Source organism: bacterium, assembly GCA_008933615.1.
Taxonomy (GTDB): domain Bacteria; phylum CLD3; class CLD3; order SB21; family SB21; genus SB21.
This window is the reverse complement of the sequence record WBUR01000010.1, coordinates 23,729-38,599: the sequence shown is the minus strand read 5'-3', so window position 1 is coordinate 38,599 and position 14,871 is coordinate 23,729. Positions and strand designations below refer to the sequence as shown.

Genomic DNA, 14,871 nt, shown 5'->3' with positions numbered 1-14,871 from the left:
GTCTGTGAGGAAACTTTGAACATATTTAATCTGCAAATATTTATTTTACCAAAAGAAATTTTATTGTGTCAAAATCCGTAAAAATTACAATTAGCGTCCTAGTAAGCATATTGGTAATAAGCCTCGCCGCAGGCTCTGCCTGGTATTACGAATACTTAAATCAAACGATTCCTCTGAAGGATCGTGTGATGAGCCTTGAACTTAACCTCAGATACGCCCGGGACAGCATAGCAAAGTACCAGGAAAATAACCGGCTACTTGTGGAAGAAAATAAGTGGTATCATCTCGTCATTCCTTCGGAAAGCGGTATATTTTATCCGGCAGAGATATCGCACCAATATTATATTTACGGCCAGCAAAAAGGGAAATACCTCGAGTTATCATTCAATGCAAATAAGTATTTTGAACACCGGCGACGAAAACAGGAGAGTGGACTGCAGCGTTTCATTGACGCATCGACGCCGCATGAGAATTTCCTCTACACTATTCTGGACAGCTTGCGCATTGTACCCAATGACTCCGTACGCAATGATGCAAATGCTCAAAAAATACTGAACTTCGTTAACAGCATTCCCTATGAAGACAAAAAAAAATATTATGTTAAAATGCCCATCGAAACGCTGGTTGAAGGACGCGGGCATTGCGCCGACCTTTCGATACTTATGCATTCCCTGATGATCACAGCAGGACTTGATGCGCTGCTTGTATTTCCCACAGACCGTGACAGTCTCGACCACACGATGGTCGGTGTACACGGTGATTTTAATTTCGACCGGACACGAACCTATTTTTTCTATCCTGATAGCAACGGAAAAAAATATTACCTTTGCCAGCCGACCGGAACGGACGACATGCGCTACCCCATTCTGCATAAAGTAGGCTTTTCCCACCGTTATCCTTATTCTATTATTTTTCAGGATTCCGTAACCATTGTAGAAAATAAAAAAGAGTGGCTAAAACGCAGAAAATAAAGGTCCGCAAAGTTGGTCAGCTTACGTATGAATAATTTATTTAATCGCCGCCAAGTACAATCAAAATGAAACAAAACAATTAATTAGTTTTTGCGTAATAATGATTCGCGCTGTGACTTGATCCGGTCAGCTGGCGTTCAATTACACGTAAATAAAAATACGTGCTTATCGGGTTGGCTCACAAATGGAAGAGAACCCTTCAGTCTGAGTGAAGTCGAAGACTGATTTTACTAAACTTGGTCATGGTTCGACAAGCTTGTCCTGAGCCCCGCCGAAGGGCTCACCATGACGTATGTGAGCAAACCCGATAAGCAAATAAAATTAAGATAACCGCTTGAAAGGAATAAGGAACATGAATCGAATTTTCACACTGCTGGCAGTGATCGCAATGACTCTTATTGCATGCTGGCCTTCAGTAAAACAGGCAGACTTAAATGATCCGCTGGTAGCAAATCGTGATACGACAGTAGCTCCCGGTCAAAACTTTTTTTATTACGCCAACGGAGGATGGATTAAAAATAACCCGATCCCCTCTTCAGAATCTTCAAATGGAATTTGGCTCACGATCCAGGACGGCGTGAAAGATGCCGTAAAAGAAATCTGCGAAACTTCCGCCAAAGCATCAGCACCCAAAGGAAGTAACAAACAAAAGATCGGTGATTTTTTTTCCAGCGGCATGGATACGCTTATGATTGAACAAATGGATTTGAAACCCCTTGAATCCGAATTTCAAAAGATCGATGCCATTACAGACATTCCAGGACTACTAAGAACGGTCGCGCATTTACAGACACTGCAGGTCGGCGCGATGTTCAGTATCTATGTAAACCGTGACGACAAAGTTCCGGCCCAATATGCAATATTTCTGAATCAAGGCGGTCTCGGCTTACCCAATCGTGATTATTATTTCAATACGGACGCGCGAACCGCTAATATCCGCAGTGAATACCTTAAACACCTGCAAGCGATGTTTCAGATGTTACAGAAATTAGGCGATCTATCCTCGGCCGACAAACTCAGCAATGATATCGTGACACTGGAAACCGCGCTGGCCAAATCAAGCCGTAAGCTCGAAGACTTGCGCGATCCGTATAAGAATTATAACAAAATGACCATCGCTGAACTGAACAAGCTTACTCCTTCAATCGATTGGAACATACTGCTTAAAGAAATGGGTGTGACGAAATTGGATACAGTCGTTGTCGGGCAGCCGGAATTTTTCAAGACACTCAACGATAATGTGAAAGCGGTAGGTATCGATAAATGGAAAACGTATTTGCGTTGGAATCTGATCAACACTTACTCGGCGTACGTCAGCAGAAGATTTGACGATCAGGATTTCGATTTTTACTCTAGAACTATTTACGGAATCCAGGAACCTAAACCGCGCTGGAAACGCGTTGTAGAAAAAACAAACCGTTCCCTTGGCGAAGTGATCGGACAAGAATATGTTGCCAATTATCTTCCGAAAGGAACGAAAGAAAAATTGATCGAAATCGGAAATAATATTCGGGATGAAACACGTGAACGAATCATGAGACTAGATTGGATGACCGAGCCTACGCGTCAAATGGCACTCAAAAAAATAGAAACCCTGGTCATGAAAGTCGGCTATCCCGATAAGTGGAAGGATTACTCTGAACTCGAAGTATCGCGTGATTCGTATGCGCAAAATGTGATGAATGCGCATAAGTGGTCATTTAACTATATGATTCGCAAATACGGCAATCCGGTTGATCGCCATGAATGGAATATGTTTCCCCAGACGTATAACGCGTACTATGATCCCACAGGAAATGAGATCGTCGTTCCGGGCTGTAATATTATTGTCCCGGGGTATGGCAAGAAATTACCTGATGATGCGGTACTTTACGGGATTATAGGCGGAAGCACGTTCGGTCACGAGATCATTCACGGTTTCGACGACCAGGGAAGTCAATATGACGAAACAGGGCGGCTGAATAACTGGTGGACAAAAGAAGACCGCGAGAAATTCGAAGCGCGCACTAAACTTCTGATCGAGCAATATAATAATTACGTAGTGCTTGACAGTTTGTACGTTCGGGGTGAAGCTACACTTGGTGAAAACATAGCCGATCTGGGAGGCATCCAATTAGGATACTCGGCGTTTAAGAAAACCGCTCAGGGCAAGTCAAACGAAACATTAAACGGATTAACGGCCGATCAGCGGTATTTTCTTGGATTTGCATATGCCTGGATGATGCAGTACCGCAATGAGTCGCTGGCCGCGCAGATCATGACGGACGTGCACTCGCCGGTTCAATTTCGCGTGATCGGACCGATGTCCAATACACCGGAGTTTTACAGGGCATTCAATATTCAACCCGGCGAACCGATGTACCGGGATGAGAAAATTCGTGTTTCGCTTTGGTAGATCATTTTGCCACAGAGGCCACAGAGAAAATGCAGAGATATTTAAGTGAACTAAGGGACTTATGTTTTTCGCCATGTGACCACTGAAAAAATTGTTATTTGAAGCAGATAGTTTAAAAACATGACTCTGTGTTCTCTGTGGCTAAAATTTTATAGCTTATGATCAAAAGTATAGACGAACTCCAGCGTCAGATCGAGATTGTTGCATTCGTATTCGAACATCCCGATAAATATTCCGAAATAGAGCTCGCGGAACATTTTTTTACCAGCGATACGTCCATACGTCGCGATATGAAGGCGCTTCGTGAAATGGGAATCGTGATCCATTCACGTAAACACTCCTACCGAATTGAATTGACGCAGGAACAGGTTAATCAGTTGGTTACCGCCTATTTCGCCTTCGGCAATAATGAAACGATAAAAAATCTCCCATTGGTTTTTGAAAAATTTCAAAAAAAAACATTGACGTTTTTTGTACAGACCATTAAAGCGATCCGCGAAAAAACTATCATGGAGATCGAATACCGCGCTGCAAAAAACGGCAGACTCCAATGGCGCTCCGTCACGCCGGTGACGTTTTACAATGCAGGTAAAACCCATTACCTCATCGCTATGCATCACGAGACTCCGAAAATGTTTACGCTCGAACGCATCAATGCATTTCGGTTTACAGGCCAACGTTCAGCTATAAAAAACGTACCTTCACTCGGCGAACTATTTAAATATTCCTGGGGCTCGTTTACCGGAGGCGCAATCACTAAAGTACGCCTTCTCTTTCAGGACGAAATGGAACAATATATGTCTGAAAAATTTTGGGTGGAAAATCAAGAAGTGAAACAGACCGACGATGGATTTGAAGTTACCATGCAGGTCAAACTGTCCAATGAGTTTGTCGCATGGATAATGGGTTGGGGCAGCGCGGTTCGAATTCTAGAACCAAAAGAATTGGTAGAGAACGTTTTGAACAAGGCGAAAGCAATCACTGAAAAATATTCACGATAGGACAGAATCCCTGCGATGTCAAAATACAATTTTCAACCTGCTTATCGGGTTGGCTCACAAAGTCATGCAGAGCTTGTCGAAGCATGACAAACTATCAATAAAATCAACCTTCGACGGGCTTAGGCTGACAGTGTTTCTATCAATTGTGAGAAAACCAGATAAGCAGGATTTATGCTCCCGCCCACCTACGAAATAAAATCAAATCTTTGAAAAAAAAACTTTCATTTATATCGAATTAAAAATATATTGCTTCATTCAAAATTTAAACATCCTATCCATAGTTTTTGATGAAGAAACGACTGTTTACCCCGGGCCCCACGCCCGTCCCTGAGTCTGTCATGCAGGCAATGGCTCAGCCGATCCTTCACCATCGTAATAAAGACTTTGAAGAGATTTTTCGGGAAGTTAATTTAGGACTGCAGTATTTATATCAAACATCCCGTCCCGTTTTAACCTTCGCATCATCCGGAACCGGCGCGATGGAAGCCGCCTTTGTTAGCTGCTTATCCAAAGGCGATACCGTCATCAATATCGAAGGAGGAAAGTTCGGCGAACGCTGGACGAAAATCCCTCAGGCATACGGCGTCCACGTAGACCTTATGAAGGTTGAATGGGGAAAATCTGTAACAGCGGATGATGTCAAAATAAGATTGAAAACCAACCCGAAGATCAAAGCCGTGGTCATGACGCACAGCGAGACGTCAACCGGCGCATTCACGGATGTAAAAGAAATTTCAAAAGTTGTGCATGAAAACTCCGATGCCCTGGTCATGGTGGACGGCGTTACATCGGTCGGCGCCATGGAATTGAAATTCGATGATTGGGGCCTTGATACGGTCGCGACAGGCTCGCAAAAAGGCCTGATGCTGCCGCCCGGTCTTGGCTTTTGCGCGGTAAGCGAACGCGCGATGAAAGCGAGAGAGACATCCGATCTGCCAAAGTTCTATTTTGATTTTAAACGCGCAGAGAAAGAATTAAGTTCGTTTACGACGCCATTTACGCCGGCCATAACATTAATCATTGGATTACGTGAATCGCTGCGATTGATCCGGGAAGAGGGTATTGAAAATGTGTGGAAACGGCATTCGCAAATGGCCGAGTCATGCCGTTTAGCCGTAAAGGCATTGGGATTGGAAGTGTTTGCTGAAAAACCCGCCAATTCCGTCACGGCTGTAAAAGTTCCATCCGGCCTGGACGCCGATATGGTTTTTAAAACGATGCGCAGCAAGTACGGTATAACACTGGCAAGCGGACAGGATCATCTTAAAGGAAAAATCTTTCGAATTTCACATTTAGGCTATTATGATATTTTTGATATGGTAACTGTTATCGCAGGAATAGAAAACACGCTAAACGACTTGAAATTCGAATTCGAACCCGGAAGCGGATTGCAAGCCATCCAGCAATATATCCTCAATACATCCAATTAAGCCTCCTGATAAGCACACACAGAAAGGAAAATGAAACATTGGGTTCATGGCGACAAATTCTTTTTGCATCTCTATTGATAGCGGGGACTCAACATCCGGCAGTGGGACAGGAATGGAAATTGGTCAAAGGTACGATGCTGTGTGGAATTGGCGGATTAGCTTTGATAAGCCATGCTGGAAAACAAACTCAGTATATCGCCGTTCATGATGCCAAGAAACCGGGTGAACCCCGCCTGGCAATAATCACGGACGAACCGGGGAAACTCCCAATTTATGAAAGCATTGTTTGGCCTGACAATAATCCTCCCATTGATGCCGAAGCCATTAGTGCAATTCCCGGTACGGAGAATGCTTTCGTAGTGATGGCAAGCGGCGGGAAACTGTTTCATATCATCTTTGATCCGTTGTCAAAAACAGTTCAAGTCGTCCATACTTTTAGTTTACCGGAAATAGATCAGGGAAGTAATTATGAAGGGCTCTCTTTCCTAAGGATGAATGGGGAAGTGCTTGCCGTATGGGCGCACCGCGGGCAAGGATCGGTACCGGCAAAATTATTTTGGAGTATATTCGATCCTTCAAATTATACGTTTTCATCAATAGGCTCCGAAATGCTGATGGTTCCGTGGCCAGTCGAAGGTGTACGCCATGTTGCCGATTTAAAGGTCGGCCCTTTGGGAATTCTATACATCGTGGCCTCATCGGATTTAGGCAATAACGGGCCATTTGAATCGGCCTTCTATGTTGCAGGAGTTTTCAGAGCTTGGAACAAAAAAATCTTTTTTAGTAAAAATCCCGTTATGTACCGCATTATGCAGTTCTATGATCACAAAATTGAGGCCATAGAATTTGTTCCGGGCCCGGGCGGAGGCGTGATCTTCGGATCGGATGATGAAAACCTGGGAGGCAGTATTTATTCAACGTGGCAATGATAGATCTGCTTATTTCCATTTGAAATAACCTAAAGCGCCCTTTAGCCCTACCCAAAGTACCAAAGGGGTCTGCAAAAAAAACCATGCAACAAAAACTGCAAAAGAATATTTCTTTTTGAAAATGTGGGCCCCATAGAACGTCACCGCGAAATCTACTATGCCTTTGGTTATCCAAACAAATGCGGTCATGACCATGATCGGAGCGTATACGACGCTTAAGGCCAATCCCGCAACCAGCAAAAAGTGCAAACAATATATACTAATCAGGTAGAAAAAAAATAACGGATTCAGACGAAGCATAATAGTTCCGTTTGACGCCCAACGAGCGCGCTGCTGAATGAATTCAAATAATGTATTCATCGGCAGTGTTGTATTAAATGTTCCCGCATGCCCGGAAAACACTATCCGGTATGAAGTATATTTTCTTATAAGCTGGATCATCAACGTATCATCGCCGGAAATACGTTCGATGATTTCTTCAAATCCGCCGACGGCATCAAAGGCTTTTCTGCGGTAAGCAAGATTCTGTCCGCTCGCAGCCAATGGAAACCCCATATTGGTTATTCCGCACGTAGCCGACATCAGAGTCAAAAAATCAAACTCCTGCCAACGTTCAAAAAAAGTCTTCGATTCTACTTCTGAAAAACCTATCACGACTCCAACATCTTCCAGAAAAAAGGAGGCTATTCCTGCTATCCAAGAGTTCCTAACACGGCAATCTGCGTCGGTGAATAGCAGTATCTCACCCTTGGATTCTTTTATTCCCATAGACAAAGCATTTTTTTTGCCGGAAATTTTTTCGGATTTATCCGAAACGTGAATCAATTTGACCTGCATGTTATGCCTTACAAATTCCGAAACCAACTGCGACGTTTTGTCTGTGGAACGGTCATCAATCACAATGACTTCGAACAAATCTTTCGGATACGTTTGATTTACGACGGATTCCAAACATCGAATAATGTTGTCTTGTTCGTTGCGGGCCGCAATAAGCACAGAAACAAACGGCTGGGCTGAATTATTACTTCGTGCAGGCACGAAAAGGCCAATGAGGTATAGCATACTCATGACAAGATATACGATAAGAACGACCCCGGTCAACACAGCTATAATAATCATGATATTCCGGCCTTAATTAAGCGGTTTTGAAACCGTATCTTTCCATTGAAATTTTCCAAACAACCCCCACGCTCCAAAAACTGAAATATACAAAGGGTGAAGCAAGGCGATAATGGGATAAAACAGCAGATACGTCCATTTTTTAAAACGGAATGCGCCAACTGTCATAAGTAAAAAATCAGCGATCAATTTGATTGCCCACACCATAGCATAGAATGAGAAATGAATAAAAGTCTCAGAGATCAGTATTTTTACAGAAACATATGTGATCATCGAAACATTAAAAACATAAAATAAACTTAAGCCGATAATCATGGCAAAGCCGTAATGGCGTCCTTTTGACGCCTGTCGTATTTTTTGATTTACAAATTTACCAAACGACGATGGCGGATCTGTGACGGCCATTGTTTTATCGCCCAAACAATATCTTATTTCCCAAAGTGTTTTTCTAACCAACCCGAGCAACAGATCATCGTCCCCGGACACAAAATGTGCAATCTTAGAAAATCCGCCTACTTCCTGGAATACTTTTTTACGATAAGCCAGACTGCGGCCGGTCGCAGTCATCGTTTTTCCAAAAGCTGAACTTGCTGCGGCTACCGATGCCAATGCAAGTGAATCCAACGCAATAAAATTCTCAAATACGGAATACTTTCGTATGGGTTCGATGGGCGAATACCCGACGACCATGCCAACTCTTTCACCGAATTCGGACACCATCGCATTCAACCAATTCTCCTCCGGCCGGCAATCTGCATCAGTACATACTATGATGTCTCCTTTTGCAGCTTTGATCCCTTCATTTAGAGCATGTTTCTTAGGAGCCATGTGCGGAGATGGTTCAGTAACAGTAATCAATCGAATAGCGCTATTCTCTTTTTGATAGGACTTAACAACAGACGCGGTCTTGTCTGTAGAACGGTCGTCGATGATAATAATTTCAAACTGATCTCTCGGATAGGTTTGTCGTAGAAGGTGTTGAATACATGTCCCAATGTGTTCTTCTTCATCACGCGCGGCGACGAGAACTGATACGAAATTTTTGTGACGCGCAAAACCGACGGGCTGATAAAATAGAAATCCAATGCTGTACGCGGCAAGGATTAACGCATAAAAGCTAACAAATAAAATCAAAAATATATCAAATCCGTTCAATTCCATTTCATACGCCCGACTTCTTCAATCGGTCATTAGTAAGTGCATGCCAGAGATAATACGTTGCAAAAGATTCCCAGCCCTTCCATTTGTCTGCATATTTTAGAACTTTCTCCAAACCGGTATCTTTATCCAAATTATAAAACCTGCGAATGGCCTGATGAAGTCCGATGTCGCCCCGCGGCAATATGTCACGATGCCCGAGATGCATCAAACAACATTCGGCAGTCCACATCCCAATTCCGCGAATTTTTGTAATTTCTTTTCTAAATGCCTCAGCAGGCAGGGATTCCATTTTATGAAAATCAACTATCCCGTTTACAACGTCACGAGCCAGATCGATCAAATACTCGGCTTTGCGTTCTGAAAACTGAATGTTCAGCAAATCTTTCTTATTGATTTCAGACACCGTTTTGACATCCGGATAAACATAAAAAGATTCGCCATGATGGGCCAACTTTTTTCCAAACTTTTGCACGTAGTTCATTTCCACTTTATCGGCAAATGTTACGTTGATCTGCTGGCTGATGATACACCGTGTTACGCATTCAAAAAGATCGCCGGGGTAGTTTGGCTTCAATCCGAAATACTGCGCTAACAATCCTGCTAATGTTTTGTCATGAGAACAATGCTTGTAAAACGGCTTCAGATCAGTGTTTGCTAAAAATTGCCGTTCTATCTGCGTTCTAACCGAATCCACCGCTCTTTCACTGATGCTATTACCTATAAGCGAAACGGATAATCGCGGCTTCTTTACAGTTCCTTCATTGACCATTTCGGCCAAAAGAAGTTTGTTTTCAAATTCATACGCTTTTTTGTATTTCCCGTTCGAGCGTTCATACTGATCAAAGTGATATTTTTTGTATCGATGAGAATGGGTAGAGGCAAAAAAATCATATGGCGGCACGACATCAATTACTATCGTAAAATGTTTCATGCGCCTTGGCCGGAAGATCTACGGAAATAATTTTTCAATGTCATAACCTCTATCTATAAACGTTTGCCGGTTTTTTTTAATCAAGTCACTGATGGACTCTGTGGAAATGGAGTTTGTTATGCCGTATTTGAGATCGGTTTTGAGTTCGACGTACATCTCACCCTGGTATGGGATTGACGGACTATATTCGCTGACTTCGAACTCCTTGTTTGGAGTTAAAACGTAGGTGGAGTTTGCCGGAACCGATTTCGCCATTCCGACGAGCTCAAAGTTAGGAACTCCGTCGCGAATAGCTAATATAATACCGCCGCTGAAACCTCTGTTAAACGAGGCGTCGGTTAGAAAAGAACCCCGTTTATCTCGGTTGGGGCTGCTCACAGTCCCTTTGGTGATCATTTTGAATCCCATCGGATAGCCGACGATATATATAAACGTTCCCCAATTTAAATCCTTGGATTTCCCAATCGGATACGTAAAAACCGGAATGGCTGACTCCGGCCTATGATCAAATTTCCGGCCAAGAATGGCGATATCTTGCGCGTTATCAATTGCCAGTATCTCAAGCTCCCCGCCCTCAGGCAGATCCTTGATAAAATTGATCTGACGGTCTTTAAAAGAAATGCTTTGAATAAATCCGTGGCCGTTGTCATCCTTGCTGTAATATGAGATCATCGTATCCGGAAAATCAATGATGTGCGCACAGGTCAGAAGCGCTACGCGCACATCCTGATAGTAAATCACCGTAGCTGTTCCTACGACGAAACTGTGCGGATAAGTGATTTGTATGGATTTCTCTTTCAGAACCGATTCGTTAATATCCCTGATACCTATCTGTGATTTTTCAGAAAAAGTATACGTTTTGTAGAAAGCCGTCGCATTGATCATTTTTACGGTCTCAACAATTTCGGATAACTGTTTCGAACAATCTTTATAAGGAAACTCCGAGTCGTATTTCCCGTCGGCGAGCGTTGGGTATGCAACTTTATATATCTTATCTGCGCAGGACACTAACGCAAACGTCGTCAGTATAAATATAAGATAACTTCTCATACGGCCTCCTTTTGAGCGGTCAGTCTTTCGGGGTCCACTCAAACTTAGTCAGATCGATCTTTTCACCTTTAAAAACAATATTTTCTTTTTTTAATAACTTCTTCTGCAGCTGATACATTCCGTCTTTTTGCGGTAACGAAATCATACCTTTGGAATTGATCACGCGGTGCCACGGAATGGATGAGCCGCGTGGAATATTGTGCATGGCGTATCCGACTAGACGCGCATTCTCGCCCAATCCCGCGATACGCGCAATCTGGCCGTAAGTTGATACTTTGCCTTTTGGAATTCGTTTTACGGTTTCCCAGATGATGGAATAGGAATTTTGTACAGAAACTTTTTTTTTCATAGGCTTTTGAATCAAACGGGGCAACTTCCGGCACTATACAATTTAACACAAAATAAAAAAACTACAGGGCTTTCATTTTCTTAGAGGCTTTGTAATTTAAGGTGAATTTAATTCAACCCCGACGGTGTCTGTGGTGTGGAAATTAATTTTGTAAAGATGCTCCAGCGTTTTTCAGGGTTTGCCAACGTTCCCCCATTTTTCTCGATATAATTCTTGACGATATCCTGACCGAGATTATAATTGATCACATAGCTTCGGTATTTCTCTATAAAACGAATACGTTGTTGCGCGCGATCGCGAGGATATAACCCAAACTGAATCAGCCATTCCACCGCTTCCTCCATGGTCATTTTTCCATCGAGGTAGTCACGTGCGGCTTCATTTCCGGCATAACCCAGTTTTCCGACCAACTCATGTATCTGGTAATACTTTGCTGCCGTTTCCGGCGCCATACCGGCGATTGGGAATAGTACTTTGCTCTCAAAATCGATCCTTTCTTTCCCCGAAAGGGCCATTTCGATTCCAAAATTGGCCGTACCTTCTGCGATTAGAGACTGCGGGCTGAAAAGCGCATACGCGGAAAACTCAAACCATTTGTTTTCTCTTACAAGATGTTTTTCGAGCAGTGAATTATACACATGGTGCCCCGGATAGCCTTCATGACAGGCGAGGTCGACCGCGCGGTCGATGTAGATCGGCAGATCGGTATTGATCTGAATCAGGCTGAAAGCGCCGCCCTTATACCAATTATAACCGCTCCACGCTTTATTCGTCACATATTCTACGACGAAATTTTCATTTTCCGGCAGTGAAATATATTTCCTTGTACGTTTTCTGCCCTCTTCAATGGCCGCTTTAAAAACTTGATCCAGTTTATCTTTTGGGATAATAAAAGCGTTTTTGAATTCCTCTAATCGCTGCGATACGCTGCCGCTGCCAGGCAATTCATTATCCAGTTCTTTCATCGCTTTTTCAAAAAAATACTTATCATGTTTTGGCGCAACGGCATCGTACAACAATCGCGATTCTTCGTCAAAAGTAAATTTCTTGCCGATTAGCATTTGTATTTTCGTTCGAATTGCCACGCATTGCTTGGCCAAAAAATTATAACGCAATCTGTCCATTTCCGGTAAATCAGAGTTGTCGAAGGGCTTCAGTTTTTCAGATAGTTTCATCGTTTGCTCTTCGAGTTTTTTCAAATTATCATCCCTATCTCCCGATGGTTCCGACGGCTTCCATTCTTCAGGGCCATAATAGGCGTCGACGAAGTCCGCGTCATACAAACCAACTTGCAAAACTAATTTTACGTACGATTCAGCTATATTATTCATGGTTTCCTACTCTCCTATGGAAAATTAATCCCTGTTCTGCAACCGTTTTAAAGTATTTTGTTATGAAGAAATGTGAACTAAACTATTTCACATTAAAATATTTTGCTTCCGGATGATGTACTATAATAGCGCTGGTCGATTGTTCCGGAACAAGATGAAATTCCTCAGTCAGCAAAACCCCGATCCGCTCCGGTTCAAGTAAATCAAACAATTTGGCTTGATCTTCAAGATACGGACACGCGGGGTATCCAAAACTGTATCGCGAGCCGCGGTACTTTTGCTGAAATAATTTTTTGATCTCTGGATTATCGTCTTGACTGAAACCAAGTTCGCTCCGTATTTGCCGATGCCAGTATTCCGCTAAGGCTTCTGCCGTCTCAACACTAAGGCCGTGAAAATATAAATAATCGGAATAATTATTTGCTTCAAATAATTTTGCCGAAAATTCCGATGCCTGCAAACCAACGGTAACAAGCATGCAACTGAAAACATCCATTCTACCGGAATCCTTTGAAGCAAAAAAATCAGAAATGCAATAATAAGTACCGGCCTGTTGTCTCGGGAAGGTAAAACGCACTTTCTCCGTTTTCAAATCGTCGTGATACAGTATCAGATCATCCCCCTCGGATTGGCATGGATAATAACCATACACAACCTTTGGAATAAGCAGATTTTCCGCGGCCGATCGGGATTTCCAATGTTCAAATACCGGCAAAACTTTTTCTTTAACTAAGATATCATATTCCGAGCCGCTCATTTTTCCGCGAGTAAATTGCCATTGCCCTCGAAACAGTGCAATCTCATTAATATAGGGGTATATGTCATTAAGTTTAATCGGATCTACGATCTTGCTTCCCCAAAAAGGCGGCGTCGGTATGTCGGCATTTGCTGCAACCTTCGAACGCTGCATGACCATCGGCGCTTTAATTTTCTCTGGCTTCTGAGTTTCCCGAATCCATGATTGAACTTTACGGAGATGAGCATATTCATGAGCAAAGGAAGAGTCAGCGATCATCTCGCTAACAGAAACTCCGCTAACGATAATGGACAGCTGCTCAGGTTGTAACGACGAAATCTGTTGGATAAGTCCGGATTGGGCTTCATTCCATATGTCCATCAGCTCTATTCTTGGATGGGCTTTGTATTTTTCCACTGCTTCAGCATTCATGCGATTTTCCACTTCGCCGGTGACTAAGTAAACTTTTGAAAGTTCATTCTTCACAATATGTCTTAGTCGTGTTATTTGAAAGTATTCCGATTCAATAAAATGAGCGATCATATCATGCACCGACCATTGACCAAACACTTTTGGCTTTTCAAAATCTTCATCTGAAATATATTCCAGCGCTTTATTCCATTGATGACGAACAATGCGAACTCTCTTTATCGTTTCCTGGATGGTAGTTGCCGGCACTGCAAGCGTATCGTCGGCCGTTTTCATTTCTACCTTTAGCCCGCTCATCAGGTTTTCCATTACATGTAATCCGGAAAATGCATCTTCACAATAGAACAGCGGAGCATCGTAAACGGCTCTAAGATCCTCCTCAACATAACGACGAGTTAACGCGGCGCCTCCAAGTAGAACCGGTACCTTCAAGTCACGTTCTGCCATTACTTCCAGATTTTCTTTCATGATCATCGTTGACTTTACAAGCAGGCCGCTCATACCTATCGCATCCGCTTTGTGCTCTTCCACCGCATGCAACATGACGTCGACAGGGCATTTAATACCTAAGTTGATTACCTTATAACCGTTGTTAGTCAGAATAATATCGACCAGATTTTTTCCAATATCATGAACATCGCCTTTGACCGTCGCTAAGACCATCGTCCCTTTTTGTGTACTGCCGGCTTTTTCCATTAAAGGTTCGAGGTAGGCTACGGCAACTTTCATGACCTCCGCCGATTGTAACACGAAAGGTAACTGCATTTCACCGTTGCCAAAAAGTTCACCCACAACCTTCATGCCGTCAAGAAGAATCGTATTGATGATATCGAGTGGCTCATATTTTTGTAACGCTAATTTGAGATCGTCTTCCAATCCCTTTTTCTCCCCGTCAATGATACGATTCTTCAGACGTTCCTCGACGGAAGATGAAACCGGAGCCTTTGTTTTTGCGGTGTCGGATTTCTTACTGGCATAGTAGTTAATGATCTCTATAAGTGGATCATATACTGCTTTTTGTTTTTTTTCCTCTTGCAAA

11 protein-coding genes and 1 pseudogene are annotated in these 14,871 nt (G+C 42.9%); 5 read left to right on the top strand and 7 right to left on the bottom strand.

The window, feature by feature from the left end:
- Positions 1 to 65: 65 nt before the first annotated feature.
- The 5 genes from F9K33_05295 (at position 66) to F9K33_05275 (ending at position 6,726) form a co-directional block, all read left to right on the top strand.
- Positions 66 to 971, top strand: coding sequence for a transglutaminase domain-containing protein (locus F9K33_05295; GenBank protein ID KAB2880416.1), 906 nt, complete (start codon positions 66 to 68; stop codon positions 969 to 971).
- Between the two features lie 352 nt (positions 972 to 1,323).
- Entirely contained in the window at positions 1,324 to 3,366 is a 2,043-nt protein-coding gene (locus F9K33_05290) for a M13 family metallopeptidase (GenBank protein KAB2880415.1), read from the top strand.
- Between the two features lie 158 nt (positions 3,367 to 3,524).
- Positions 3,525 to 4,367 (top strand): transcriptional regulator, encoded by an 843-nt coding sequence (locus tag F9K33_05285; GenBank protein KAB2880414.1) that lies wholly within the window; start codon positions 3,525 to 3,527, stop codon positions 4,365 to 4,367.
- Positions 4,368 to 4,654: 287 nt separating this feature from the next.
- Positions 4,655 to 5,797, top strand: a complete 1,143-nt coding sequence (locus tag F9K33_05280) for an alanine--glyoxylate aminotransferase family protein (protein KAB2880413.1) — start codon at positions 4,655 to 4,657, stop codon at positions 5,795 to 5,797.
- Between the two features lie 38 nt (positions 5,798 to 5,835).
- On the top strand, positions 5,836 to 6,726 hold the full coding sequence (locus F9K33_05275; protein ID KAB2880412.1) for a hypothetical protein: 891 nt from the start codon (positions 5,836 to 5,838) through the stop codon (positions 6,724 to 6,726).
- Between the two features lie 9 nt (positions 6,727 to 6,735).
- Here the strand turns inward: F9K33_05275 and F9K33_05270 are convergent, their stop codons facing one another.
- The 7 genes and pseudogenes from F9K33_05270 to F9K33_05240 all read right to left on the bottom strand — a co-directional run bounded on the left by F9K33_05270 (position 6,736) and on the right by F9K33_05240 (position 14,870).
- Positions 6,736 to 7,845 (bottom strand): glycosyltransferase, encoded by a 1,110-nt coding sequence (locus tag F9K33_05270; GenBank protein KAB2880411.1) that lies wholly within the window; start codon positions 7,843 to 7,845, stop codon positions 6,736 to 6,738.
- A gap of 12 nt (positions 7,846 to 7,857) precedes the next feature.
- Positions 7,858 to 9,006: a glycosyltransferase gene (locus F9K33_05265; protein KAB2880410.1), complete on the bottom strand. Its 1,149-nt coding sequence runs from the start codon at positions 9,004 to 9,006 to the stop codon at positions 7,858 to 7,860.
- A 1-nt stretch (position 9,007) separates the two neighbouring features.
- Complete coding sequence (locus tag F9K33_05260; GenBank protein ID KAB2880409.1) at positions 9,008 to 9,937, bottom strand: DNA-3-methyladenine glycosylase 2 family protein; 930 nt, start codon at positions 9,935 to 9,937, stop codon at positions 9,008 to 9,010.
- An 18-nt stretch (positions 9,938 to 9,955) separates the two neighbouring features.
- On the bottom strand, positions 9,956 to 10,987 hold the full coding sequence (locus F9K33_05255) for a trypsin-like peptidase domain-containing protein (protein ID KAB2880408.1): 1,032 nt from the start codon (positions 10,985 to 10,987) through the stop codon (positions 9,956 to 9,958).
- A 19-nt stretch (positions 10,988 to 11,006) separates the two neighbouring features.
- Positions 11,007 to 11,336, bottom strand: a complete 330-nt coding sequence (locus F9K33_05250) for a cysteine methyltransferase (protein KAB2880407.1) — start codon at positions 11,334 to 11,336, stop codon at positions 11,007 to 11,009.
- A 107-nt stretch (positions 11,337 to 11,443) separates the two neighbouring features.
- Positions 11,444 to 12,667: a hypothetical protein gene (locus tag F9K33_05245; GenBank protein ID KAB2880406.1), complete on the bottom strand. Its 1,224-nt coding sequence runs from the start codon at positions 12,665 to 12,667 to the stop codon at positions 11,444 to 11,446.
- A 1,453-nt stretch (positions 12,668 to 14,120) separates the two neighbouring features.
- Positions 14,121 to 14,870: pseudogene (locus F9K33_05240) on the bottom strand (methionine synthase).
- Between the last annotated feature and the right edge of the window lies 1 nt (position 14,871).